Source organism: Mesorhizobium sp. M1C.F.Ca.ET.210.01.1.1 (assembly GCF_004791585.1).
Taxonomy (GTDB): Bacteria; Pseudomonadota; Alphaproteobacteria; order Rhizobiales; family Rhizobiaceae; genus Mesorhizobium.
The window spans coordinates 1-23896 of the sequence record NZ_SRUU01000011.1; the positions used below are offsets into that span (position 1 = coordinate 1).

Annotated in this window: 21 protein-coding genes and 1 pseudogene; 15 read left to right on the top strand and 7 right to left on the bottom strand. The window is 61.6% G+C overall.

Annotation, left to right across the window (positions count from 1 at the left end; translation table 11 throughout):
* Positions 1-225 precede the first annotated feature (225 nt).
* Positions 226-1053 (bottom strand): DUF1194 domain-containing protein, encoded by an 828-nt coding sequence (locus tag EN853_RS14265; protein WP_127860407.1) that lies wholly within the window; start codon positions 1051-1053, stop codon positions 226-228.
* Between the two features lie 181 nt (positions 1054-1234).
* On the opposite strand from EN853_RS14265, the gene EN853_RS14270 reads away from it, so the two are divergent.
* Together EN853_RS14270 and EN853_RS14275 are read left to right on the top strand one after the other, a co-directional pair.
* Entirely contained in the window at positions 1235-1852 is a 618-nt protein-coding gene (locus tag EN853_RS14270; RefSeq protein ID WP_127860408.1) for a hypothetical protein, read from the top strand.
* 177 nt (positions 1853-2029) lie between these two features.
* A complete protein-coding gene (locus EN853_RS14275; protein WP_127860409.1) occupies positions 2030-2362 on the top strand; it encodes a helix-turn-helix transcriptional regulator in 333 nt (110 codons plus the stop codon).
* Between the two features lie 300 nt (positions 2363-2662).
* Here EN853_RS14275 and EN853_RS14280 read toward each other — a convergent pair whose 3' ends face one another.
* A complete protein-coding gene (locus tag EN853_RS14280; RefSeq protein ID WP_127860410.1) occupies positions 2663-3370 on the bottom strand; it encodes a helix-turn-helix domain-containing protein in 708 nt (235 codons plus the stop codon).
* Positions 3371-3525: 155 nt separating this feature from the next.
* Here EN853_RS14280 and EN853_RS14285 point away from each other — a divergent pair, with 155 nt between their 5' ends.
* On the top strand, positions 3526-3804 hold the full coding sequence (locus EN853_RS14285) for a hypothetical protein (RefSeq protein ID WP_127860411.1): 279 nt from the start codon (positions 3526-3528) through the stop codon (positions 3802-3804).
* A 503-nt stretch (positions 3805-4307) separates the two neighbouring features.
* Here the strand turns inward: EN853_RS14285 and EN853_RS14290 are convergent.
* Positions 4308-4622 (bottom strand): hypothetical protein, encoded by a 315-nt coding sequence (locus tag EN853_RS14290; RefSeq protein WP_127860412.1) that lies wholly within the window; start codon positions 4620-4622, stop codon positions 4308-4310.
* Positions 4623-5804: 1182 nt separating this feature from the next.
* Here EN853_RS14290 and EN853_RS14295 point away from each other — a divergent pair.
* From EN853_RS14295 to EN853_RS14310, 4 genes are all read left to right on the top strand, one after another.
* On the top strand, positions 5805-7037 hold the full coding sequence (locus tag EN853_RS14295; protein ID WP_245516977.1) for a (Fe-S)-binding protein: 1233 nt from the start codon (positions 5805-5807) through the stop codon (positions 7035-7037).
* 766 nt (positions 7038-7803) lie between these two features.
* Positions 7804-9570 (top strand): adenylate/guanylate cyclase domain-containing protein, encoded by a 1767-nt coding sequence (locus tag EN853_RS14300; RefSeq protein ID WP_127860413.1) that lies wholly within the window; start codon positions 7804-7806, stop codon positions 9568-9570.
* A 113-nt stretch (positions 9571-9683) separates the two neighbouring features.
* Positions 9684-10616 carry a 2-dehydropantoate 2-reductase gene (locus tag EN853_RS14305; RefSeq protein ID WP_245516979.1) on the top strand — a complete coding sequence of 311 codons (933 nt, stop codon included), beginning with the start codon at positions 9684-9686 and terminating at the stop codon, positions 10614-10616.
* A 35-nt stretch (positions 10617-10651) separates the two neighbouring features.
* Positions 10652-11392 (top strand): class I SAM-dependent methyltransferase, encoded by a 741-nt coding sequence (locus EN853_RS14310; protein WP_127860414.1) that lies wholly within the window; start codon positions 10652-10654, stop codon positions 11390-11392.
* A gap of 626 nt (positions 11393-12018) precedes the next feature.
* On the opposite strand, the gene EN853_RS14315 is transcribed toward EN853_RS14310, so the two are convergent.
* Entirely contained in the window at positions 12019-12693 is a 675-nt protein-coding gene (locus tag EN853_RS14315) for a GntR family transcriptional regulator (RefSeq protein WP_127860589.1), read from the bottom strand.
* Between the two features lie 306 nt (positions 12694-12999).
* Here EN853_RS14315 and EN853_RS14320 point away from each other — a divergent pair, with 306 nt between their 5' ends.
* The 8 genes from EN853_RS14320 to atzF are packed head-to-tail and all read left to right on the top strand — an operon-like array spanning position 13000 to position 21264.
* The gene (locus tag EN853_RS14320) at positions 13000-14127 is read left to right on the top strand and encodes a BMP family ABC transporter substrate-binding protein (RefSeq protein WP_127860415.1); all 1128 of its coding nucleotides are present in this window, start codon (positions 13000-13002) and stop codon (positions 14125-14127) included.
* A 55-nt stretch (positions 14128-14182) separates the two neighbouring features.
* Complete coding sequence (locus EN853_RS14325; RefSeq protein WP_245517002.1) at positions 14183-15271, top strand: ABC transporter permease; 1089 nt, start codon at positions 14183-14185, stop codon at positions 15269-15271.
* Complete coding sequence (locus EN853_RS14330) at positions 15271-16197, top strand: ABC transporter permease (RefSeq protein WP_127860417.1); 927 nt, start codon at positions 15271-15273, stop codon at positions 16195-16197. The genes EN853_RS14325 and EN853_RS14330 overlap by 1 nt, the downstream gene beginning before the upstream one ends.
* Positions 16198-16212: 15 nt before the next feature.
* Positions 16213-16914, top strand: a complete 702-nt coding sequence (locus EN853_RS14335) for an isochorismatase family cysteine hydrolase (protein ID WP_127860418.1) — start codon at positions 16213-16215, stop codon at positions 16912-16914.
* A 10-nt stretch (positions 16915-16924) separates the two neighbouring features.
* Positions 16925-18454, top strand: a complete 1530-nt coding sequence (locus EN853_RS14340; RefSeq protein ID WP_127860419.1) for an ABC transporter ATP-binding protein — start codon at positions 16925-16927, stop codon at positions 18452-18454.
* Entirely contained in the window at positions 18454-19122 is a 669-nt protein-coding gene (locus tag EN853_RS14345; RefSeq protein ID WP_127860420.1) for an isochorismatase family cysteine hydrolase, read from the top strand. The genes EN853_RS14340 and EN853_RS14345 overlap by 1 nt, the downstream gene beginning before the upstream one ends.
* Positions 19115-19465 carry a cupin domain-containing protein gene (locus tag EN853_RS14350; protein WP_127860421.1) on the top strand — a complete coding sequence of 117 codons (351 nt, stop codon included), beginning with the start codon at positions 19115-19117 and terminating at the stop codon, positions 19463-19465. The genes EN853_RS14345 and EN853_RS14350 overlap by 8 nt, the downstream gene beginning before the upstream one ends.
* Entirely contained in the window at positions 19462-21264 is a 1803-nt protein-coding gene (gene atzF / locus EN853_RS14355) for an allophanate hydrolase (protein ID WP_127860422.1), read from the top strand. The genes EN853_RS14350 and atzF overlap by 4 nt, the downstream gene beginning before the upstream one ends.
* Positions 21265-21634: 370 nt before the next feature.
* On the opposite strand, the pseudogene EN853_RS14360 reads toward atzF, so the two are convergent.
* The 3 genes and pseudogenes from EN853_RS14360 to EN853_RS14370 form a co-directional block, all read right to left on the bottom strand.
* Positions 21635-22092, bottom strand: a pseudogene (locus tag EN853_RS14360) (tyrosine-type recombinase/integrase); the annotation flags it as partial.
* Between the two features lie 57 nt (positions 22093-22149).
* The gene (locus tag EN853_RS14365; protein WP_127860423.1) at positions 22150-23490 is read right to left on the bottom strand and encodes a Do family serine endopeptidase; all 1341 of its coding nucleotides are present in this window, start codon (positions 23488-23490) and stop codon (positions 22150-22152) included.
* A 159-nt stretch (positions 23491-23649) separates the two neighbouring features.
* Positions 23650-23880, bottom strand: coding sequence for a hypothetical protein (locus EN853_RS14370; RefSeq protein WP_127860424.1), 231 nt, complete (start codon positions 23878-23880; stop codon positions 23650-23652).
* Between the last annotated feature and the right edge of the window lie 16 nt (positions 23881-23896).

The following is a 23896-nucleotide window of genomic DNA, read 5'->3' on the forward strand; positions in this document are numbered from 1 at the left end:
TCGGGCTCCTTGTTGAAGAAGCCCGTGATGCTCTGCCGCTGCCGAACCACCCTCAATGCGAGCGCGACGTCCGGTTCTTGACCTCTACCTCAACCGTTCGCGCCCTCCCGCGCAGCGGGTTTCGTTCAGCGGCCCCTTAGCGGCCCTTCCGTGCCCGATAGTCGCGCGGCGTACAATGTCAGCATAACGTGCCAACCGGCAATGGTGCCGATCTTACGTTGCTCCCTATCGTCCAGGGGCTTCTCCGATTGAGACGCAATCGACGCTCCGTCGCGAGTGAATCTGAAAGGCTGCAGGTTGCACGCTGACGGAAAAACCGGCGATTCCATTCACGAGCTTGTTCCGGATCGCTTTTGCGAAGTCGGCTGTCTTTTCGACAGTGACGATGAAGGCTCCCGAACCGCCGATCACGCAGTTTTCATAATACAGCTCGACGTAGCCGGGACCGAAACTGTCGAGTATGTCTGCTGAGTGCAACGAAATCGGCAGTCCGTTGATGGTGACGCCGGAGTCAATGAGTGCGTCGCGCACCGGCTGAAGGGGCAAACCTGAATTGTTAGCTCCATCCCCGGAGACATCGATGACCATGCGGTCAGCTATCGGCGAGCCTGCCAACAGCTTGCCCGCCGCCAGTAATGCTCCCGTGATAGAGGTGCCATGTCCTCGGACGATCGGCTGAACCCGGAGGGCCCCGGCGAAGCCGGCCGCATCGTCGGGCGTGTCGAGAACGGTCCACGGCACGAGGACACGCTGATAGTTTGGGCCTGCCCACTCGACGTAAGCTATGGCGATTTTGCCATGTCGGCCGGACTTGATTGACCGTAGCACGACGGGATCGCGCAGCGCGCTGACATATCCTTCCCGCTGCAGATGCAGTTCCCCCTCGCTCATTGAGGACGAAACATCCGCGCAAAGAATCAGTTCTAGATCCACAGAAGAAATCCGCCCCGCCGTGGACGGCGTTGGCATTGCCAGACTCAACAATACAGCAAACAGCTTGCCTTTCGCCCGTCCGGGTTCCGCCCGGTCAGCGATGCATGGGGTAAGGGGCATGTTCCTGGGCCTCCAATAGGCGGTCGAACAGGAGGATGCTCTAGGCGACTTTGCCTCGCATCACCTGTACGGGTGAACCGGGGGCGCGTCTCTGCTGGCAGGATGGGCAGATATCCAGCATGCTGTCGCTCCGGGGCGCGACGTGCTATTGAACTTGCCTACCCGACCGCGAGATGGGTCGATGCTATTGGCGGAGCGAACTGAACGGGCCATCGAGGCCTGTTACGATGCGGTCCTGGCACCAGCCAAGTGGCCTCGCGCGCTGCAATTGCTTGCTGAGTCGCTAGGAGCCGAAAGCTGCACCTTCTTCTCAGACGACGAAGAGGTGCTACCGAAGATGCCTATCTCTTCCGAGCACGCCGAATTCCACGAATTGTGGCTGCGCAATGAGGCCGATGCTCCGGATCCTCACACCAGGAGAGCACCGGCATTTCGCCGGGCAGGCTACACCACGCTAGTCGAAAATCAGATCTCGACGGAGGAGGAACGCAGGACGCTGCCCTACTACCAGGAAATTGCTCGTCCGGGAGCAAGGGATTGGTATGCGTCAACGCCCTTCATGGTCGATGCGCATCGCTGGAGCCTGCCGCTTTATCGTGGCGCGCGCCGTGGCGGGTTCGTTCCTGAGGAAACCCGCTGTTTCGCAGCAGTTGGTCCGCATCTTGGCAGGATCGTAAGGCTCGCGAAGCGGTTCGCGGCGTTTCAGCTCGCGTCGGGACTCTCGTCGCTTGAACGAGCAAGCGCCGCGCTGGTGCTCAACGCCGAGGGTCGCGCAAAGGACATGAATCTTATGGCATAGAAGCTGATTGGCGAGGACTTCTACCTTGTCAGAGGTCGCCCGGCGACCAAAGACCCAGCGAGCGACAATCGGCTTCGGCAGCTCTCGCTCGGCCTGCGTAGCCGGCGATAGGCATCTCCTCCTACCGCACCAGTGGTCATCTGTCGCGGCGAAAGGCCTTGGCTTCTGGCGGAGGTGATGCCGCTGACCGCATTCGGCAGCGATCTGTTCACGACCGGCTGCGCCATCCTCCTGCTGACAGATCTGAGGTCTCTGGCGCGCCCGGATGCACTGCGCCTGAGTGCTGCATTCGGCCTGACTGCGGCCGAAGCCAGATTGGCCGCTCGGATCGCCTCGGGCGACGGCATCAATGCCGCGGCAATTGCACTTGGTATTAGCCGCGAAACGGTCCGCACCCAGCTCAGCGCGGTATTTTCCAAGACCAACACCCACCGCCAGGCCGAACTCGCCATACTCGTCGCCCGGCTTGGGCTATCGAGCGCTATGGGCCAATCCTGGATTGGCGCTTAGCGGGAGCTTTGTGGACTGGGCCGGAGACGACGTTTAATTAGCCATAATGTCAGTATGGCTGATCCACGTGATCTCGGATCGAGGCCCGCAAATCTGATTTCGACGGCCGCCTCATCTCGGCCGTAGAGGTCGACTTCGCAGCTTCCTGAAAGCGGACCTTGCCGGCGATTATGGAGGTCGCGGTTGCGCCATGGCAGACGAATTGAGTCCAGTCGACGAGGCGGGATCAGTGACCCACTCTGACATGACACTCGACGGCTTGATTTGTGCCGGGCCGAAACCACCCAACCTCAGTATGGTTCAAGAAAGCGGGATGATTCCTTCGAGTGCTGCATAGACCGAGGTTCGCAGCCAACGGTCCATGCTTCGGGCAAGGCCGGGGTCGCCGCTCAGGAAAAGGCCGCCCCTTTCTTTCTCGCGCTCGATGCTTGAGCGGCCCTCCAGGATGGCCCCCAGCGAAACAACGCCGGTCTCGACGTAAAGGTCGACGTCCCGGCGCGGGTCGGCCGAGCATAGCTCGGGCACATTGGCGCCCGGCTCGACCACAAGCCAGTAATGAGGGTACTTCGGCGGGGGATCGTCGCGGAAATGGAAGCGGATGACGGCACGTCGCCTCGGCAGCTCAGCGAGGTCGATCTTTCGACGCACAAACCACATCAGGGTGGAAACATCCACGTCGGCGAGCGCGACCTCCGCCTCGATGTTGCATTGCGCCCATTCCGCCAGCGCGTTCATCGCGGGCTCGAGCTTGATCGACTTCTCGGTGCGGAAATAGGCGATGGTGCCCGACGCCTCGTCCTCGATGCGCTCGACTAGGCCCAACGCTTCCATCTCCTTGAGCCGCCTCGACAAGAGGGCGGACGAGATGTTGCCTACGCCCTTGCGAATGTCGTTGAAGCGGGTCGAGCCGTTCCAAAGCTCTGTCAGGATTTGGATCGTCCAGCGCGGCTCCAGGAACTCGCAGGCGCGCGAGATCGGACAGAGCAATCCGTAAGGCCGTCGCGTCATGGCTGAACGCTCCTCTGCCGCAAGTTAGGCCTCCAGAAGGGTTAAGGCCAGTTCACAATCTGAAGCTGAACGCTTCCGAAGCTGTGCTGGCGACTTACCCTCTTCTGCCGTCATGGTGATCTTCTTTCGCGCAACCTCGACCAACGGAGGATACCATGACCATCAGGCAGAATGCGGCACAAGCGCCGCTAGCCCAGACCGCACGGCGCTCGCGGGGGACTGTGCTCCATCCGTTCGAACGCCTGCTTGCCCTTACTGATGAGTGGCGAACCCGCCGCGAGATTGAGCGTTCGATTGGCCGGCTGTCCAATTTCCACTTACGCGACGTTGGCTTGACAAAATTTGACGTCGAAGCGGCCTGCGCCGACAGCTTCGATCGATCCGCCTCTCGCGCGCTCATGAGCGTAGGGCAGAAGCGATCAGGCAATTGGTAAGGGCGCCGCCGGACCTCTGCGGCGACTGATGCGACCTCCAGCCTGAAGATTAGAAACCTCTAATGTGATATGCCGGCTGCGAGGGGATTTTCCATGGCGCGGTCAAACTGCTATCTCGCAACGGCCTGGCTCGCTCTGCTCGGCAATGCCGAGGCCCATGATTGGTATACTGGTAAGACGGACCCAGTTCTCCAGTATGACTGCTGTGGAGGCAAGGACTGTCACCCGATTGATCCGAGCGAAGTCAGGATGACAAAAGATGGCTATTTCGTGCGGCGGCCACGCCCCTTCTACTTAAACGAGCCACAGGAGCCGGAGTGGTTTATACCCAGAGAGCGTGTCCAGACCTCACCGGATGATCGCTACCACATTTGTGAGCGTCTGATGACGTTCTACAGATCGATCACTCCCCGCATGCAGTACCAAGCCTATCAGAGATTTAGATGGACGTGCTTTTTCGCGCCACCCGGCACAAGCTCAATAGGACAAAGATGAAGAAACGCTCAGATCGCATCTGCCGGCGCAAAGAAGCAATTCTCATCCTCTTCGGTCGGATGCAGGCAGATGTGGAAATTATCGTCGCCTGACGGGATAACAGCGTCGTAAGGCACGAAGTAGCGGTTCTGGTGGGTTACTTTTCGGTGGTCGCCCGGTCGCAGGATGATGACGTAGCCGTCTGGTCGTGGCGTCACCGCCAGGCTTGGGATTTTTTCGCACTCTCCGCTAACTTGGTCGCCATGGCAGCAGGCAGGTGGATACGTCCAGTTCCCGTTGGGGCTGTGGGCTAGAGCGGCGCTGGCCTCGAACGCAGTGACCATGATGATCACTCCTACTAGACAAGCCTTACGGTAGGTTGCTCCCTGATGCACCAGACGGCCCTCAAACCCGTCGATGAAGTTCTTGGTATACACCATTAGCAAATACTAATATAGTCACTAGGACGACTGCTCATTCGGCATCGACCATCAACGACGACGGCTGAACTGCTTGTTGAGGGAGAGCAGGATGCACTCCGCGAAAGCGCTCTCCGCGAGCACGTCCGCAGCCAATGCAATAGGCTCTCCATGGGGCAAGAGGAGTATCGGATGACCATCCGATTTACTCAAGTGTGGGTGTGGGGCCACGGGCGGTGGCTCCGAGAGGCGTTCCAGGCGACGCCGATCCGGTAGGACGCTGCGGAGAACAAGTGCATGCAAATCGTTAAACTCGCCCCAAAAAAGGCATCGATCTCGCGGTCAGCGAAGACAAACTCGGGGTGCACCTCTCAGGCTGTCGCTGTTAAGGGGAAGAGGCTGGCCGGGTCGCCCTGCGTGAAAGGTGCGGTCTAGGCCAGAATGCATGCGGCTCCGTGGCCAAATCGCCGCGGACAATGGTGACTTAGCTGGTGCCGCGCGCCTATTCGAAACAGCGATTGCTACTGCCCGTCGGCCAGCAAGCGAGATTCTTCGAGCTTCGCGCCACAACGCAACTAGCACCAGTTCTCGCGCGACAAGGTCGCGTCAACGACGCCGAGACGCGGCTACGATCCGTGATCGACGCGTTTGAAACCAGATATCCAGTCGTGGACCTCATCGCAGCGCAAAGGGCGCTGGACTTGCTGTGTCAAATGCTACGCAAGCGCCCCGTCTAGACTAACTGTAATGGAACGAGGAGTGAGACGCACGACGCCGGAAAGCAGACATTGCGGATTGAAGGATAATGACGCGGCCGCGATTGCCACCCGGCTCCCGTCATTCCGGCAAGCCCGCCGACGCAAGCCCTCCTTCAGGTGATTGTGATCTTTATTCTGCCCGTACGCCGGTCGTGGAATCCAGCACTTCATGCTGGAGTACTTTAAGTTCTTTCCATTAGGCCGCGGGCCTCACTTTGCACGGTCGAGCGAGTGCGGCGGAGGACGAAAGCCTGTCCTTCAAGATTGCCGGTTCTTATGCTAATTTGCGAGCCGCCAATGCTCGCGTACGGCCCATTCTTCAGCAGGCTCGGAGCCCGCGATGCCCCCGGTGAACGAGACATCCTTCGAGACGGCTCTGGGCGAACGTGTCCAGGATATGGTTGACGCTTGCACGCGATGTGGCAAGTGCGTTGAGGTTTGTCCAAGCGTAGCGCCCGCCGGCATCTCGGATGCGAGGCGCGGAGACCTCATCGGCGGTGTTCTCGATCTTGTGCGAAACGGCAGCGGTCCGGAAGCGTCCCGCAAATGGGCAGCCGCTTGCATGCTCAGTGGAGAATGTATCAAGGCGTGCGATTACGGCGTCAATCCGCGCTTTCTCCTCGCAATGGCACGCCTCGGTGTTGCGAAGTCCGACAAAGAGCTTACTGAGAGACGCATCACAGCCGTCGAGAGGTACCGCGAGGTCAGCCGCGGTGTGACGATGCTGTCGCGCTTGCAACTCGAGACGGAAGTCCTGGAACGGCTCGGCCAAAAATCAGCGTCGGTATCCATGCCCGCCGAGCCGGCGGATTTCGTGTTTTACACCGGCTGCAATGTGCTGAAGACGCCGCACATTGCCTTGCTTGCGCTCGATATCATGGATGTGCTCGGCGTCAGTTACCGGGTCATGGGCGGTCCCAGCCATTGTTGCGGCATCGTGCAGCTCAAGTCCGGTGATGCCGAGATGAGCGGTCGCATGGGGTCGAGCTCGATGGAGAAGTTGTCGCACTCCAGGTTGGGACAGGTAATCACCTGGTGTCCGACCTGCTACGTTCAATTCACGGAAACCATCCTGCCGACCGTAGAACGACAGCGCGGCTCCCGCCCGTTCGAGATGAACCCATTCCTAAGATTCCTCGGCCAGCGGCTGGCGCAGTTAAAGCCGCATCTCCAGCACAGGCTCGAGATGCGCGTCGCGCTGCACAAGCATCCTGGCGTAGCGGGCATCGTGGAGGCCGCCACCGAAATCCTTAAGATGGTTCCCGGAATCTCGCTTGTCGATCTGAACCAGCCGGCTGTGGGTCTGCAGAGCGTACATGTCGGTGTGCTTCCAAAGTTCAAACGCGAGTTGCAGCTGAGAGAACTTGAAGCGGCGCGTGCTGCGGGTGTCGACGCGTTGGTTGCGGTTTATCATTCCGATCATCGCGAACTGTGTGCCCACGAGCGCGATTGGCCATTCCGCATCATCAATATCCTCGAAGTGGTTGGTGAAAGCTGGGGCTGCATCGGCACGATCGCTACAAAGAGCTCAAGGTCATGCAAGACGCCGATCAGATCGTCAACGAGTGTCGGGACCTCATAGCAAAGCATTCCCTCGACCCCCAAGATGCTCGTGATTTCGTTGTCAGAGTGCTCCTGGGCGATCAGCCGCTTCCTCTGAAGACCAGCACGCCAGGTTGAATTTTGGCTTCCTGGCCAACGTATCGTTTGGAGCCGCGGCAATTTGGTCGCTTCCAGAGGAGGCGGTGTTGTCAGCTGTGGGGCGCGCTTTCTACGCATCGGGCAATCAGACACTTAGCTGGGACACTTGAAACAGGCGCATCATTTCGCCGTCATGTCATTCATGGCCGCTTCAGTTCACTATATCGATCATGCTCCCGTCGAGCCTGGCTGGCATGCTGTGCGACTCTGTGATCTTGGGCTCTATGACTTCAGCGCGAAGCCTCTTCAGATGGCAAGCGTGCCAACCTCGTCGGCTCCCATCAGGCGGCTGTAGCCGACGACGTCGGCGGCAAGGATTGCGGTGAGGCGTCGCTCCATGCTTGTGTCCCGGCTCTCCCATAGGTCGCTTCGACTGGCGAGCGTAGCTAGTCCTACCTCGAATGCGAGCGTGCAGTGCCGGCGCCAATAACGGGCGACCTCGCTAGTGGTCGCGTTTAGCCAGACAGCCGCCGTTGCGTATAGACGATCGGCATACTTGTCACTCAGGCAGCCCGGCCTTGGCCCTCCTGGAAGCACACATCGCCGGTTGTGTCGCACTTCAGACCCGAAGCGGCCCCAGGCCGAACGGATCTAAATGGAGCAGCCCTCCTGAGTCTGTGATATGTCGGATAGGGAAGGAGGGGCAAATGAGCGAGACCCGCAAGCTTGCGGCGATCCTGGCCGCCGACGTCGTCGGATACAGCCGACTGGCTGGCGTGGACGAAGATCGGACTCTCGCGCGCCTGCGGGCGCTCCGCAGCGATCTGGTTGATCCTACCATCGCGGTACACATCGGACGCGTGGTGAAACGTACCGGTGACGGAGCCCTTGTCGAGTTCCGTAGCGTGGTCGATGCCCTCCGATGCGCTATCGAAGTGCAGAACGCCATGCTCGAACGCAACGCCGGGGTGCCGCCTGATCGACGTATCGAGTTTCGCATAGGAATACATGTTGGCGATGTAGTCGAGGAGAGCGACGGCGACCTGATGGGCGACGGCGTCAACATTGCTGCCCGTCTGCAAGGTATCGCCCAACCTAACGGTATTTGCCTGTCGGGTGCGGCGTATGAACAGGTACGCGATAAGCTCAAAGTTGATTTCGAGGATATCGGCGACCAGGAACTCAAAAACATTGCACGGCCGGTGCGAGCCTATCGCGTGGCCTTAAACAGTGGCACCGAAAAAGAGCCGACAGTGCCCGACGTCTCCGGTGGAAAACTGGCGCTGCCCGACAAGCCGTCGATTGCTGTCCTCCCGTTCCAGAACATGAGCGGCGACACCGAACAGGAATACTTCGGCGACGGGATCGCGGAGGACATCATTACCGCCTTATCCAAGCTGCGGGGCTTCTTCGTTATCGCGCGCAATTCGTCCTTCGCGTACAAAGGCAAGGCGCCAGATATCCGTCAGGTCGCGCGCGAGCTGAATGTTCGCTATGTACTGGAAGGCAGCGTTCGCAAGGCGGGTGAGCGATTGCGGGTAACTGGCCAGCTTATTGACGCGGCCAGCGGCAATCACATCTGGGCAGAGCGCTACGACCGCCCCGCCTCTGATATTTTCGCAGTGCAGGACGAGATCACTCACAGCGTTGTCGCCGCGATAGAGCCGCAGATTTACGCAGCTGAACGCCTTCGCCTTCAAAGTAAGACGCCGGAGAGTCTCGATGCGTGGGGCTGCGTTGTCCGAGCAATGCCTTATATCTGGACATGGGTTATTCAGGACGAGGACACTGGCATCAACCTCCTGAAGCGAGCGATTGAGCTTGATCCCCACTACGCTCGCGCCCGCAGCCTACTCGCGTGGGCCTTCGCCACCCGTGTAATTTCCGGCAATTTGGAGTTTGAGTCGGGCATATCTAGTGCCCTCGCGCTTGCCCAAGGTGCGATAGACCTCGATCCCGACGACCCATGGGCCCATTTCGCGGCAGGTTACATATCCGCGTTTTCGAGACGATTTGGGCCGGCAGTGGAGGAACTGAACGAGGCACTGCAGCGCAACCCGAACTTTGCATTCGTCCACATAATCTTGGGGGTAGCCTACGGCTATGCGGGGCTTGCCGAAGATGGCCTCCGCCAGCTCGAAATCGCACGACGACTGAGTCCCCTTGATCAAACCCAAGCAGCGAATCTTTCGGTGGAGGGTCTTTGCCATCTGGTCGCCGGCCGCTACGCCGAAGCGGTAAGAGCTGAACGTCGGGCTGTACTGATGAGACCAAATTTTGGAACCGCTTGGCGCACACTCACAGCAGCCGCAGGACTGGCCGGTGATCTGGAAATCGCACGTCAAGGACTAGTCGAATGCAAACGGCTGCAGCCGAATCTCAGCATCGACTGGGTCGAGAAATACCACCCATTGATACGGTCAGAGGACCGTGCCAGATATATCGAAGGCCTACGAAATGCAGGCCTGGAATAATCACCTGCCAACTGGTTCGTCACTGAAGAAACTGCTAATATTCGTTTTGGGCTCACCAATCGGTCAGCAACGCTTGGCGGGTTGATGGCGACAGCTGACGTCGAGGGGACGGCATGCGGATCGCAATGATGGGAGCGGGCGGCATTGGCGGATATATTGGCGCCAGGCTAGCCCAGGTTGGGGGCAACGTGAGCTTCATTGCTCGCGGAGCGCACCTCGCGGCAATGCTCCAGACTGGTCTGAGTATCCAGAGCGACCTCGGCAGCTTTGTTCTTGCGCCTGTGTCCGCTAGCAAAGCGGCGGTTGATATCGGACCCGTCGATCTGGTGATTTTCGCTGTCAAGCTCTACGACAGCGAGGAGGCGGCTGCATCCATCGCACCCCTCGTAGGCGCCAACACGCGCATCGTTACGCTGCAAAACGGCATCGACAGCGTCGAAATTCTTTGTCGTCACCTGCCGCGCGACCGCGTGATCGGCGGCGCCACCTACCTTTCCGGCTTCATCAGCAAGCCGGGCGAGGTCGTTCATTCCGGCGGGCTGCCGCAAATCCTGGTCGGCGGCCAAAATGATCCCGTCATCGAGCAATTGCGGGAGTTGTGTGATCGCGCCATCGGGCTCGAGCTCAAACCAGTCGCAGACATCGACGAAGTGCTTTGGGAGAAGTTTGTAACGCTTTGCGCCTTCTCGGGAGGAACATCGCTGATGCGCTCCGGCATCGGTCCGATCCTGGCCGATCCGGAAGCACGCATATTCATTGAACAGTTGAGGGATGAGGGGATGGCGGTAGCCGCAGCGGCCGGCCACCCAATGGCCGACGGGTTCCCGGGCCGCGTCGAGACCAGGTGGTCCGCGTTTCCTCCGCATGTGAAATCCTCAATGGCAAATGACCTCGAACGTGGGAGACCCATCGAGGTCGCGTGGCTTTCCGGGCGCATGCATCAACTGGGAATGCAGTTGGGTGTCGTCACGCCAGGCCACACGGCGGTGTTTCGCGCGCTGCATCTGCATGCACTGGGGACGCAGCGCCAGAATTCCAATCTCTGAGTCACGGTCATAGCCGCATCTATTGGGAGGACGTCATGGCAGGTTCCTCGAACGACACAATGCTGGTCAGGGCAGGCGACGACGCTTTTGGCTCCCAGGACATGTTCAACAAGGAACTGCAAACCTATCGCAAGATCGTAGGCGCGAATCTCATGTTCCATCGCGAGGTCTACGGCGTCCTTCGCGATCTGCTTGTCGAGCATGCACCGGCGTCATTCCGGTTTCTCGACATTGCCTGTGGAGATGCCAGCGCCTCCGCCGCAATGCTGAAGACGACGGCGATCGGAAATTATGTCGGCATCGACTTGTCTGAGGCATCTCTGCGAATGGCGGCACAAGAGCTCGACGGTCTGCCATGTCCGGTCGAGTTGCGGTGCAATGATTTCGCCCAGGCCATGGCGGAATGGTCTGAGCCTGTCGATGTAATCTGGATCGGCATGTCGCTGCACCACCTACCTGCCACGGGCAAGGCACAGCTGATGCGGGACGCCCGCCGCTCTCTGGGCGGGAAGGGCCTGTTTATCATTTGGGAGCCGGCGCTGTTCGAAGGAGAGGAGCGCTTATCCTGGCTGGCACGATTTTCTTTGCTGCGTGACGAATGGTCGGCAGTTTCAGATGAGGAATTTGCTTCGATGGAAAGGCACATGCTTCTTGCCGATTTCCCGGAGACGGTCGGCACATGGCTCGGCATGGGCACGGACGCCGGCTTCTCCCGGGCGGAGGAGATTTTCATGATGCCTAACAAAATGGGCAGGGTGTTTCGGTTCTCAAATTGAGTCTGAGCCGAGAATAGCCGCCGTCATCTTCGGCACGACCACACAGCGCTGGGAGACTATTTTGGACGAGATGTGCCGATCTACCAATCGAAACGTCGAATTCGGCCCCCAAGCAGCCGCGCTCAGACGCTCGATTAACACGCATTCATCGACATCCTTCTAGTCGTCCTCCCGGTCTTTAGGTTCGCCAGGCCATACGAGAGAATACGAGGAAAATGGGTTGGCGAACCGTCCGCTAACCTCTTGATTTCCTATAGAAAACGATGACCCTCCGGGCCCACCAGCTACTAAATATCAATACGTTACGCCAAATTCTTTGAGTTTGAATTGAGCGTTGTCGAGTAAATGTTTGTCTTCTGGGTGAATGGGTTTTGGCCCGTTCGTCAATTCCTCGATCTAGTTGATGACGCCGTCAGACGTAGCCCAACAGCATGGGCTTCGAAAGACCTTTGGGCAATCTGTACGGTAATCGGCGAAAATGGCGTGCAATTCGGCGGACCTTGACCTGAAGCGGGCGATCGTTCCGAATCGCGCCGTCGGCAGCTTTGCGCCCCACCACGGTCGTTGGAGTGATCACCGCCTGGAAGCAGACATCGTTCGCGGAGACTCGGACTGTCCGGAAATTTTCAGGCCACGTCCCGCCGAGTTGGCTTGCGATCATCGGCCGCGAACACCGCGCTCGCCTCGCTGACGATAGAGACATGATCTCGCGCGGCCTTACCCGCGCCCACGCCGTCGCCGCGCATGATCGCGGTGACGATCATGTCATGCTCCTGCCAGGACTTGGCCAGTCGGCCCGGCAGCATGAATTGCGCGCGCCGGAACGGCGCCAGCCGGCTGCGGGTCGTCACCGTCAAATCATGGATATGCGTGTTGTGGGCACCACGATAAAGCCGGCTGTGGAAGTCGGTGTTGAAATACTCGTAGTCCTCCTCGGCGCCGAGCTGCACCAGTCGCGCCGACGCCTGATGCTCCATCTCCAGCGAGCGACGCTCTGCGCCGGTCATGCGTTCGGCCGAGAAGCGGGCGCAGATCGCTTCTAGCTCGGCCATGCTCTCGAACATCGAGGCGAGATGCTCCTGCGTGATGACGGCGACGATGGCGCCTCTATTGGGCCGCCTTTCGACCAGTCCCATGGCGCTCAGCTGGCCGAGCGCCTCCCGGACCGGCGTGCGCGAGACGTCGAAGCGGGCGGCGAGCGAGCCCTCGTCGAGCTTTTCGCCGGGGTGCAGATAGCCCGTGACGATGCGGTCCGCGATCGCCCGCACCATCTGATCCACGGTCGTGCCCGACCTGACCAAGCTGCGCTTTCCCGACACGTCTCCTCCCGCCCAGTTTATTGCGGGCGACCCGCAAGGTGGACGGCCCACGGGCTATTTCGACTCAAGGCCGTATCCCTGTATGCCTAGATTTTGACCTCAGTGTCAAATTGATCGCTTTTCAGGCAAAAAGTGCATGCACTTGCCTTTGGTTTATGCAGGCCTGCTAAATTCATCTGTTGATTTTATTACAGAAAATCAGAAAAAGGAACTGGCACAGCGATTGCATGCACTTTCTTGACAACATGTTAACCGACCCTGCCAGGGTCCAAGAAAGGGGAGCATTCGATGACCGAGAGATTCATGCTTAGCCGCCGCGACCTGCTCAAGACCTCCGCCGCCGGAGCGGCGCTCGGCCTGGCCTCAGCAGCGTTTCCGATCCGCGCGGCGCGCGCCGCCGCCGCGACCGTCGGCTTCATCTATGTCGGCCCGAAGGACGACTACGGCTACAACCAGGCGCATGCCGAAGGCGCGGCGACCCTGAAATCCATCGAAGGCATTTCCATCGTCGAGGAAGAAAACGTTCCCGAGACGGTCGACGTGCAAAAGACGATGGAATCGATGATCAATCTCGACGGCGCCTCGCTGATCTTCCCGACCTCGTTCGGCTATTTCGATCCGCACATGCTGGCCATGTGCGCGAAATTCCCCGACGTGCAGTTCCGCCATTGCGGCGGCATGTGGAACAAGGACAAGCACCCGATGAATGCCGGCTCCTATTTCGGCTATATCGGCATGGGCCAGTACCTCAACGGCGTCGTCGCCGGCCACACCACCAAGTCGAAGAAACTCGGCTTCGTCGCCGCCAAGCCGATCCCGCAGGTCCTGCTCAACATCAATTCCTTCCTGCTCGGCGCGCGCTCGGTCGACCCGGCGATCACCTGCCAGGTCATCTTCACCGGCGAATGGTCACTGGCGGTGAAGGAGGCTGAGGCCACCAACGCGCTGGTCGACCAGGGCGCCGACGTCGTCACCTGCCATGTCGACAGCCCCAAGGTGGTGGTCGAGACGGCCGCCGGACGCGGCGCCTTCGTCTGCGGCTATCACGCCAACCAGAGTCCGCTGGCGCCGGAAAAATACCTGACCGGCGCGGAGTGGAACTGGGCCAAGGTCTACAAGATGTTTGTCGACGATCTCATCGCCGGCAAGCCGCTGCCCAACTTCACCCGCGGCGGCCTGGCCGACGCCTTCGTCAAGATGAGCCCGCTCGGTCCCGCCGTCAACGAGGCGGCCCGCAAGCAATTCGACGCCACCCTGGCCGAAATGATGAAGGGCGGCTTCTCCGTCATCAAGGGCCCGCTGAAAAGCAACAAGGGCGCGGTCGTGGCGACGGAAGGCCAGGCCTTCGTGGAGACCGCCATCGAGCTCGAAAGCATGGATTATCTCGTCGAGGGCGTAGTCGGCTCGACCGCCTGACCCGGACGGAGGCGGCAAGATGACAGACACGGTGGCAGGTGCCGGCACGCCGGCGATGCTCGGCGCCAGGGGATATCCGGCGGCGCTGGAATGGATCGCCAGGCGGGCAGAGGCTTTCGTTATTCCGCTCGCGGCGCTGGTCGTCGGCATGCTCCTGTTCAGCCTGTTCATTGCGCTCGTCGGCAAGTCGCCGGTCCAGCTCTATGAGACAATGTGGCGCGGCGGCTTCGGCTCGTGGTTCTCCATCCAGAACTCGCTGTCGCGCGCTGCACCGCTCTTGCTCGCGGCGCTCTGCGTGGCACTGCCGGCGCGGCTCGGCCTCGTCGTCATCGGCGGCGAGGGCGCCATCGTGCTCGGTGGCGTCGCCGCCGCTGCCATCGGCGTGGCGCTGGGCGGCGCACCTTCCTTCATCGTCATTCTTGCCATGGGCGTGGCGGGCCTGGCCGCCGGCGGCATCTGGATCGGTGCCGTCGGCGCGCTGCGCCACTACCGGGCTGTCAACGAAACCATCTCCAGCCTGCTGATGGCCTATATCGCCATCGCCCTGATGAACCAGCTGGTGGAAGGGCCGCTGCGCGACCCGGCCTCGCTCAACAAGCCCTCGACGCAGCCGCTGGCCAACATTTACCGCATCGGCAACATTCCGGGCATGGAGGTGCATTGGGGGCTCGCCGTCGGCGTCGTGGCCTGCGTGCTCTCCTGGGTGCTAATCGAAAAGACCCGCTGGGGCTTTGCCGCCCGCATCGCCGGCGGCAATGTCAGGGCAGCGCAGGTGCAGGGATTGGCTGTCGGACCGCTCATCGTCGGCTTTACCGCGCTTGCCGGCGGCTTTGCCGGTCTTGCCGGCATGCTGGAAGTTGCTGCCGTGCAAGGCAGCGCCAACAGCTCGCTCGCCGCCGGCTATGGCTACACCGGCATCCTCGTCGCCTTCCTCGCCCGCCACAATCCGCTGGCCATCATCCCCGTCGCCATCCTGCTTGGCGGTATCGACGCGTCCGGCGGGCTGATCCAGCGCCGCATGGACCTGCCCGACGCCACCGTGCTGGTGCTGCAAGGCATGCTGTTCATCGTCATCCTGTTCAGCGAAACTTTCTACGGTCGCTTCAAGGCCTTCAATCCCGACCTTTGGCAGAGGACCTCCTGATGGGCGCCACCGACATCGGCCTCTGGGGCGTGCCGCTTGCCATCCTCGGCGGCGCCATCCGCGTGTCGACGCCCTTCATCTTCGTTTCGCTCGGCGAGGCCATCACCGAGCGGTCAGGCCGCATCAATCTGGGCTTGGAAGGCACGCTCGTCTTCGGCGCCATGACCGCATATGCGGTCGCGGTCATGACCGGCTCGCCGTGGCTCGGTCTATTGGCCGCCGCGGCTGCCGGCCTTTGCTTCGGCCTGTTCCATGGCTGGATCTGCAAATTCCCGAAGGTCAACGATATCGCCATCGGCATCGCGCTGATGCTGTTCGGTTCGGGGCTCGCCTTCTTCTTCGGCAAGCCGTTCATCAAGCCGAAGGCGCCCAACCTTCCGGCCATTGCCTTCGGCGCCTGGTCCGACATTCCGCAGGTGCAGGCGGCACTCGACGTCAACGTGCTGTTCCTGATCGGGGCGGCACTTTCGCTCGTCCTGTGGTGGGCCTTCCGCAACACCCGCGCCGGCCTCATCGTGCGCGTCGTCGGCGACAGTTCCGACGCCGCGCGCGCCATGGGCCTCAACCCGAATACGGTGCGCCTCGTGGCCACCGGCGTCGGCGGCGCGCTGGCTGGCATCGGCGGCGCCTATCTGTCGCTCTACTATCCCGGCAGCTGGACCGAGCGCATCTCGTCGGGGCAGGGGCTGATGGCGGTGGCGCTGGTTATTTTCGCACGCTGGAATCCTCTCGGCTGCTTTGCCGCCGCCCTTTTGTTCGGCGGCGCCGGAGCGCTCGGGCCGGCGCTGCAGTCGGTCGGCGTCACGCAAGGCTACTACCTGTTCTACGCCGCGCCCTACATCCTCACCTTGATCATCATGATCGCCACCTCGTCGCCGACCCGTTCGCTTACCGGTGCGCCGGGCGAATTGTCGATCACCAAATAACTGGAGTTTCTGCCCATGAACGCCAGAGCCGAAATCACCCAGCGCTATATCGACGCCGACCCGTATCCATGGCCCTACAATGGCGAACTTCGCCCCGACAACACGGCGTTGATCATCATCGACATGCAGACGGATTTCTGCGGACCGGGCGGCTATGTCGACCATATGGGCTATGACCTCTCGCTGGTGCGCGCGCCGATCGAGCCGATCAAGGCGGTGCTGTCGGCTATGCGCGCGAAAGGCTACACCATCATCCACACGCGCGAAGGGCATCGTCCCGACCTCGCCGACCTGCCCGCCAACAAACGCTGGCGCTCGCGCCGCATCAATGCCGGCATTGGCGACCCCGGCCCATGCGGACGCATCCTGGTGCGCGGCGAGCCGGGCTGGGATATCATTCCCGACCTCTATCCGGCCGAGGGCGAGCCGATCATCGACAAGCCGGGCAAGGGCTCGTTCTGCGCCACCGACCTGGAACTGATCCTCAACCAGCGCGGTATCGAAAATATCGTGCTCACCGGCATCACCACCGATGTCTGCGTCCACACCACCATGCGCGAGGCCAACGACCGCGGCTTCGAATGCGTGATGCTGGAGGATTGCTGCGGTGCGACCGACCACGGCAATCATCTCGCCGCGATCAAGATGATCAAGATGCAGGGCGGCGTCTTCGGCGCGGTGTCGAACGCGGCGTCCTTCGTCGCTCAGCTGCCGTGAGGAAACCAGGATGAGCGCGATCACTGGCAAGGCCGTCGGGGTCGAGACCATTGGCATGACCATGCGTTTCGGCGCCTTCACGGCGCTGGGCGATGTCTCCATCAAGATGCCGGCCGGATCGTTCCACGCACTGCTCGGCGAGAACGGCGCCGGCAAGTCGACGCTGGTCAAATGCATGATGGGCTTTTATCGCCCGACCGGCGGCGAGATCCTGGTCGACGGCCGCGAGGTGGCGATCGCCAGCCCCAGGGACGCATCGGCGCTCGGCCTCGGCATGGTCTACCAGCACTTCACCCTCGTGCCGTCGCTGACCGGCGCGGAAAACCTGGTTATTTCGCGCGAGACGGTGCCCGGCGTGATCGACTGGCGCAAGGAGCGCGGCGACCTTGCCGTGTTCATGGATCGCATGCCGTTCAAACTGCCGCTCGACGTCAAGGTGGCCGAGCTTGCGGCCGGCGAGAAGCAGAAGCTGGAGATCATCAAGCAGCTCTATCTCGGCCGCTCCTTCTTGGTTCTGGACGAGCCGACCTCAGTGCTCACCCCCGGCGAGGCGCAGGAGGTGCTTGGCCTTGTGCGTGCCATGACAAAAGCGGGCGACCTGACCGTGCTGATGATCTCGCATAAATTCCATGAGGTCACGGCCTTTGCCGACGACGTCAGTCTGCTGCGCAAGGGTCGGCTGACCGGCACCGGCCGAGTCGCCGACCTCGACCGCAAAGTCATGGCGGCGATGATGATCGGTGATCAGCCGATCGCAGCGCTCGACAGCCGCGCAGCGCCCAGGGCCGATGCCGAGACGGTTCTGAAGATCAGGTCGCTGAAGGCGCCTGACCGCACCGGGCTGAAGTCGATCCGGATCGAGGATCTCGGCGTGCGCTCCGGCGAGATCGTCGGGATCGCCGGCATTTCCGGCAACGGCCAGAAGGAATTCCTCGAAGTGCTGGCCGGGCAGCGCCCCCGCGATGCCGGCGACGTCATGGTGCGCGGCACCGCCTATGCGGCGACGCGCGCCGAGGCGCGTGCGCTCAACGTCCGCCTTATCCCGGAAGAGCCGCTGAAGAACGCCTGCGCGCCGAAGATGACGGTGGCCGAGAACATCTCGTTCCGCACCTTCGACATCGACAGCAACGGCAAGCCGGTTAGCTGGATCAGCGCAGGCACCATCAAATCCTTCAGCGCCAGGCTGGTCGAGCAGTTCAAGGTCAAGACCGCATCGCTATCGTCGCCCATCGCCTCGCTGTCGGGCGGCAATGTGCAGCGCGCCGTGCTTGCCCGCGAGCTCACCGGCGAAGTCGATCTGCTGATCGTCTCCAACCCGTGCTTCGGCCTCGACTTCTCGGCCGTGGCCGAGATCCGCGCCCGCATCATGAAGGCGCGCAATGCGGGTGCCGCCGTGCTTCTGATGTCGGAGGATCTCGACGAACTGCTCGAGCTTTCAGACCGCATCTTCGTCATGTCGGACGGCGTCCTAGTCTACGAGACGCCGATCGCGCAGGCCAGTGTCCAGACCATCGGCGAGCACATGGCGGGACATCACTGATGGCGGAAATCGCAGCGCAGCCATTTCCGTTCGCCTTCAAGCCGCGGACCATGGCGCTGGTCGTCATCGACATGCAGCGAGACTTCGCCGAGCCCGGCGGCTTCGGCGCCAGTCTCGGCAACGACGTCAGCCGGGTGGTGGCGATCGTGCCGACAGTGAAGAAGCTGATCGAGGGCTTTCGCGCCGCCGGCCTGCCGGTGATCCACACCATGGAGTGCCACCGGCCGGACCTTTCCGACCTGCCGCCGGCCAAGCGCAATCGCGGCAATCCGTCGATCCGTATCGGCGATGTCGGCCCGATGGGTCGGGTGCTGATAGCCGGCGAGCCGGGCACGGCGATCCTCGACGAACTTGCGCCGCTGCCCGGCGAGATCGTCATCGAGAAGCCGGGCAAGGGCGCCTTCTATGCAACCTCCTTCGGCGATGACCTGAAAAGGCTCGGCGCCGAGCAGCTGGTCTTTGCCGGCGTCACCACCGAGGTCTGCGTGCAGACGACGATGCGCGAGGCCAACGATCGCGGCTATGAGTGCCTGCTCGCCGAGGACGCGACGGAAAGTTATTTTCCCGAGTTCAAGGCGGCGGCGATCGCTATGATCAGGGCGCAGGGCGCCATCGTCGGCTGGACGGCGACAACCGACCAGGTGCTCGAGGGAATTGCCAATGCCTAATCTCGCTTTTGCCGGCCTGCTCGATGGTGGCTGGCGCGATCTGGCGTTCGAGCATTTTCGCGACGGCATCAGCGTGCACTGGCTCCTCAAGAGCGGGCCGGTCGAGCCGTCGGTCGCGATCCTGAAATACCGGCCCGGCGCAGGCGTGCCGCGCCACCGCCATGTCGGGCTGGAGACCATCGTCGTGCTGGAAGGCACCCAGAGCGACGAGAACGGCGACTATCCTGCCGGCAGCGTGATCCTCAATCCGGTCGGGACCGAGCATTCGGTGTGGACGAAGGACGGCTGTGTCGTGCTGATCCAATGGGACCTGCCGGTGATCATTCTGGGGGAGACGAAATGAGTGATGTCCACTTCGACATAGCAAGCCTGCACGCCGCTTACCGGGACGGCGTCGGCGTTGGCGATGTGGTCGCGACGATTCATACCCGCATCGAGACGGCTGATGATCCGGGCATCTTCATCCATCTCGCCGCCAGAGCGGATCTGCTTGCCGCGGCCGAAGCGCTCGGCCCGTTCGACGCAATAGCAAAACCGCTGTGGGGTGTTCCCTTCGCCGTCAAGGACAACATCGACGTCGCCGGCATGCCGACGACGGCGGCCTGCGCCGAATACACCTACTGGCCCGACAGGGACGCCACGGTGGTGGCGCGGCTCAAGGCCGCCGGCGCGCTCGTCGTCGGCAAGACCAATCTCGACCAGTTCGCCACCGGCCTCGTCGGCGTGCGCACGCCCTGGCCGATCCCGCGTAACGCCATCGACGCTGAGCTGGTGCCGGGCGGTTCCTCCTCGGGGTCGGCGGTGGCAACGGCGCGCGGCATCATCTCTTTCGCGCTCGGCACCGACACCGCCGGCTCCGGCCGCATTCCGGCCGGCCTCAACAACATCGTCGGGCTGAAGCCGACCGTCGGTGCGTTGTCGACGGCCGGCGTCGTGCCGGCCTGCCGCACGCTGGACTGCGTGTCGGTGTTCGCGCTGACCGTCGATGACGCCTATGCGGTATTCTCGGTCGCAGCGGCGCGCGATGCCGCCGATGCCTATTCGCGCGGCGTCGCTGTCCAGCCGCTCGCCGCGCGCCCGCCGGTGCTGAGCGTAGGCGTTCCGGCGAAAGCCGACCTGAAATTCTTCGGCGATGCGGCGATGCAGGCCGGCTTCGAGGCCTCGCTTGCCATGCTGTCGCGGCTCGGCTGCCGGCTGGTCGAAATCCCGTTCGGCGATTTCTACGCCACCGCCAACCTGCTCTACGAGGGCGCCTGGGTGGCCGAACGCTATGCCGCGATCCGCGATTTCATGGAAGCCAACGAAACCGCCATGCATTCGGTGACGCGCACGATCATCGGCGGCGCCAGAAGTCTGTCGGCGGCGGACGCCTTTCGCGGCCTCTATGCCTTGCAGGCCTACAAGGCGAAGCTCGCCCCGGTCGTCGCCTCGGTCGACCTGTTCTGCGTGCCGACCGCTCCGACGCATTACACCACCGCCGCGGTGCTCGCCGATCCGGTCGAGACCAACAGCCGGCTCGGCACCTACACCAATTTCGTCAACCTGCTCGACATGTGCGGCATCGCCGTGCCGGCCGGCACGCGCGATGACGGCCTGCCGATGAGCGTGACGCTGCTCGCGACCGCCGGAATGGACGGCCTTGTGGCGTCCGTCGCGCGCGATCTCCATGCCGCGAGCGGTCTCGCCCTCGGCGCGACCGGCTGGCGGCAACCGAACGCCCGACCTGTCGGCGCATCGGCCGAAGACGGCACGATCGAATTGGTGGTGGTCGGCGCTCACCTCTCGGGAATGCCGCTCAATGGCCAGCTCAAAGATGCCGGCGCCCAGTTCTGCCGGGCGATGAGGACGGCCCCTTCATACAAGCTTTATGAGCTTGCGGGCCAGGCCACGCCCAAGCCGGGACTCGTCCGTGTGGGGAACGGCGGCACTGCGATCGAGGTAGAGGTCTGGCGGCTGCCTGCCGACGCTTTCGGCCACTTTGTAGCCGCCATCCCGCCGCCGCTGGGCATTGGCAGTATAGAGCTTGACGACGGCAGCACCGCCAAAGGCTTTCTGGTGGAATCCGTGGGTTTGCTGGGCGCTTCTGACATCTCGTCATTCGGCGGCTGGCGCCGCTTTCTGTCGGATCGCGTTCCCGCTTGAATCTAAAGTGATTTGGCGGCAACGGTGGTATTTTGCGGAGGCAGGTGTGAACTTCTGAATGCGCCGTCGCGAAGGCGGAATGCTGCCATTCTGCTTGCGGCCCCATTTCGGCCGTTCGCCAATGCGCCAGTTGGTGACACGATGGAGGCAAGAGGGCGTCTGACAGATTGGTTAGAGAATCTGATGTTCGAACTAAATGAGCCGCGGAACCATACGAAACGATACGGGAAAGCTCTCGATTTTCGCCCGCGAAAAGCTAAATTAAATCAACAATTTGAGCGCGTCCTCCGGGCCCACCATTATCGTTATTTATCAAGGATTTATAGGGAGGTTCGCCAACAGGTTCGCCAAGCATCGGCTTGCGCGTGACCAGACGCACGACTCGATCCATACCCTGTACCGCCAGCCGAACCTGTGATGCCTCGAGCGAATAGAGTTCCGCATGATCGATGTCGTCGTGCCCAGTACGTCCATGAGCTGTCTCGTCGACGCCTCTGCCTCGGCGAGATAAATGCCGAGCGACTTCCTCAGCCCGTGCAAGGTCGGGCCCTTGGGCAGGCCGGCAAGCTTGCACGAATGTGCCATCATTCCAGTCAGCGACTTGCCGGAGAATGGGTCCCCGTAGCCGTTGACCAGGACAGTCTCGCCCCGCCTGTCGGCCGCATCCAGGATCTCAGACAGCATCGGTGTGATCGGCACAAAAAGCCGTTTGCCACCTGTTCGTCCCTTGTTCTTGGCCTGAATGATATCAAATCCGTCGAAGTGACGCTCGACGCCCTCGATGAACACACGACGAGTGACTCTTTGATCCCAGCGACAAGGATCCATCGAACAGATTTCCTCATCTCCTTCTCCTAGTGTTAAAGTGCTCTAGCAACAGGGCTCCTAGCGAAGCACCAGGAACAGCTTTTCTCCACCGCGAAACAGATCCAGGGCGATCGTTCCGCTAGCCTCGCGCAACGCGGCTGTTAACTCGGCCACGGTGGCAACCGGTTTCCGGTTGATCGCAACGATGACGTCGCCGGCGCGCAATCCTGCCCTGGCCGCGGCGCTGCCCTCCTCGACGCGCGAGACAACCACGTTGCCGGCCGCGTCCGCGAATTGCGCGCCTTCCAGACGATCCGGCAGCGCTGGCGCGGACAGTGCCGCGTTCTCTGGCGCGACACGGATAGTCAGGCTCTTGCGTGCGCCATCGCGCAGATATTCGACGGCCACGTCGGATCCGACCGGTGTCAAACCGATTCGGTTTCTCAGATCGGCTGAGCCGGAGATCGGGTGCCTGTCGACGCTCACAATCACATCGCCGGCCTGGAGGCCAGCACTGGCGGCTGGAGAACCGTCTTCGACGCTACCGACGACGGCGCCCGAACTGTCGGTGAGGTTGAGTGCATCCGCGAGGTCTGGCGTGAGGTCCTGTACAGCAACGCCGATGCGGCCGCGGCGCACTTCGCCACGGTCGATCAGTTGCCTCATCACCGATGACACCATCGCGATCGGAACTGCAAAGCCTATGCCAACATTGCCGCCGGCCGGCGCTATGATCGCAGTGTTTATGCCGACCAGCTTTCCATCGGCAGTTACAAGCGCCCCGCCGGAATTGCCGGGGTTGATCGAGGCATCGGTCTGGATAAAATCCTCATAGCCTTCGATGTTGATGCCGCTGCGGCCGAGCGCGCTGACAATTCCTGAGGTCACTGTCTGGCCAAGGCCGAAGGGATTGCCGATCGCCACAACAGTGTCGCCCACGCGAAGTGTATCGGAGTTACCGAAAGGAAGCGCCGCTAGCCTGCTTGCCTTGATTCTGAGCACGGCGATGTCGGTCGCCTGATCGCTGCCGACAAGTTCCGCTTTAAAATGGCGGCGATCCTTGAGCGTTACCGAAATCTCACTGGCATCGGCGACGACGTGATGGTTGGTCAGGATAAGACCCTTTTCGGCATCGACAATGACGCCGGAACCGGCGCTCAGCCTGGGCCGTGCTTCAGGCGTGTTGAAGTAGCGCCGGAAGAAGGGATCGTTGTAGAGCGGATTGGTTTGCCCAGGCGATTTCGAGGTTACGGCAATATTGACCACCGCAGGCGTCACCTGTTCAAGGACGTCCGGCAGCGGTCGTTGGGTAGTGGCGTTGACGACGGGCTCGGCTGCGGCCGGGTACGCCGGCATTGGTGTAAGCGCGAGATAGAATGCGGCGAGCACGCCGATGTAACTTGACGATCGCACAGTCATTTTTCGGCCCCGAAACGTAGATTGCTCCTCTCGGCGCGGCCGGCTGGCTATCGGGTCTGCCTTGGTGGACCGGACCCCGTTGTCCGATCCGTCATTTCGTGCCGGCCTGAACCAGTTCGAATGCCAGAGCCGCCGGGCCCCTTCAGGGCGCGGCGGGCATCAACTCACTGAAGGTGCGATTTCTGGGCTCGGTTTGGTGTCCGTGAGCTTGCGAGCGGCCAGAAACATTATCGTATATGCCGCTTTGCGCCGGTCCCAACCCGCAGCCTCGGTTCTGTCGAGCAAATCGTCCAGCACCGGGTCGAGCGCGACCTTCAGGTCGGCTTCGTAGCTCAGATCGGTGGCCGCGCGTGACGGCGAAGGGATTGCGTTTAAGTTCAACATATTCATTGCTGTGCCCATCTGT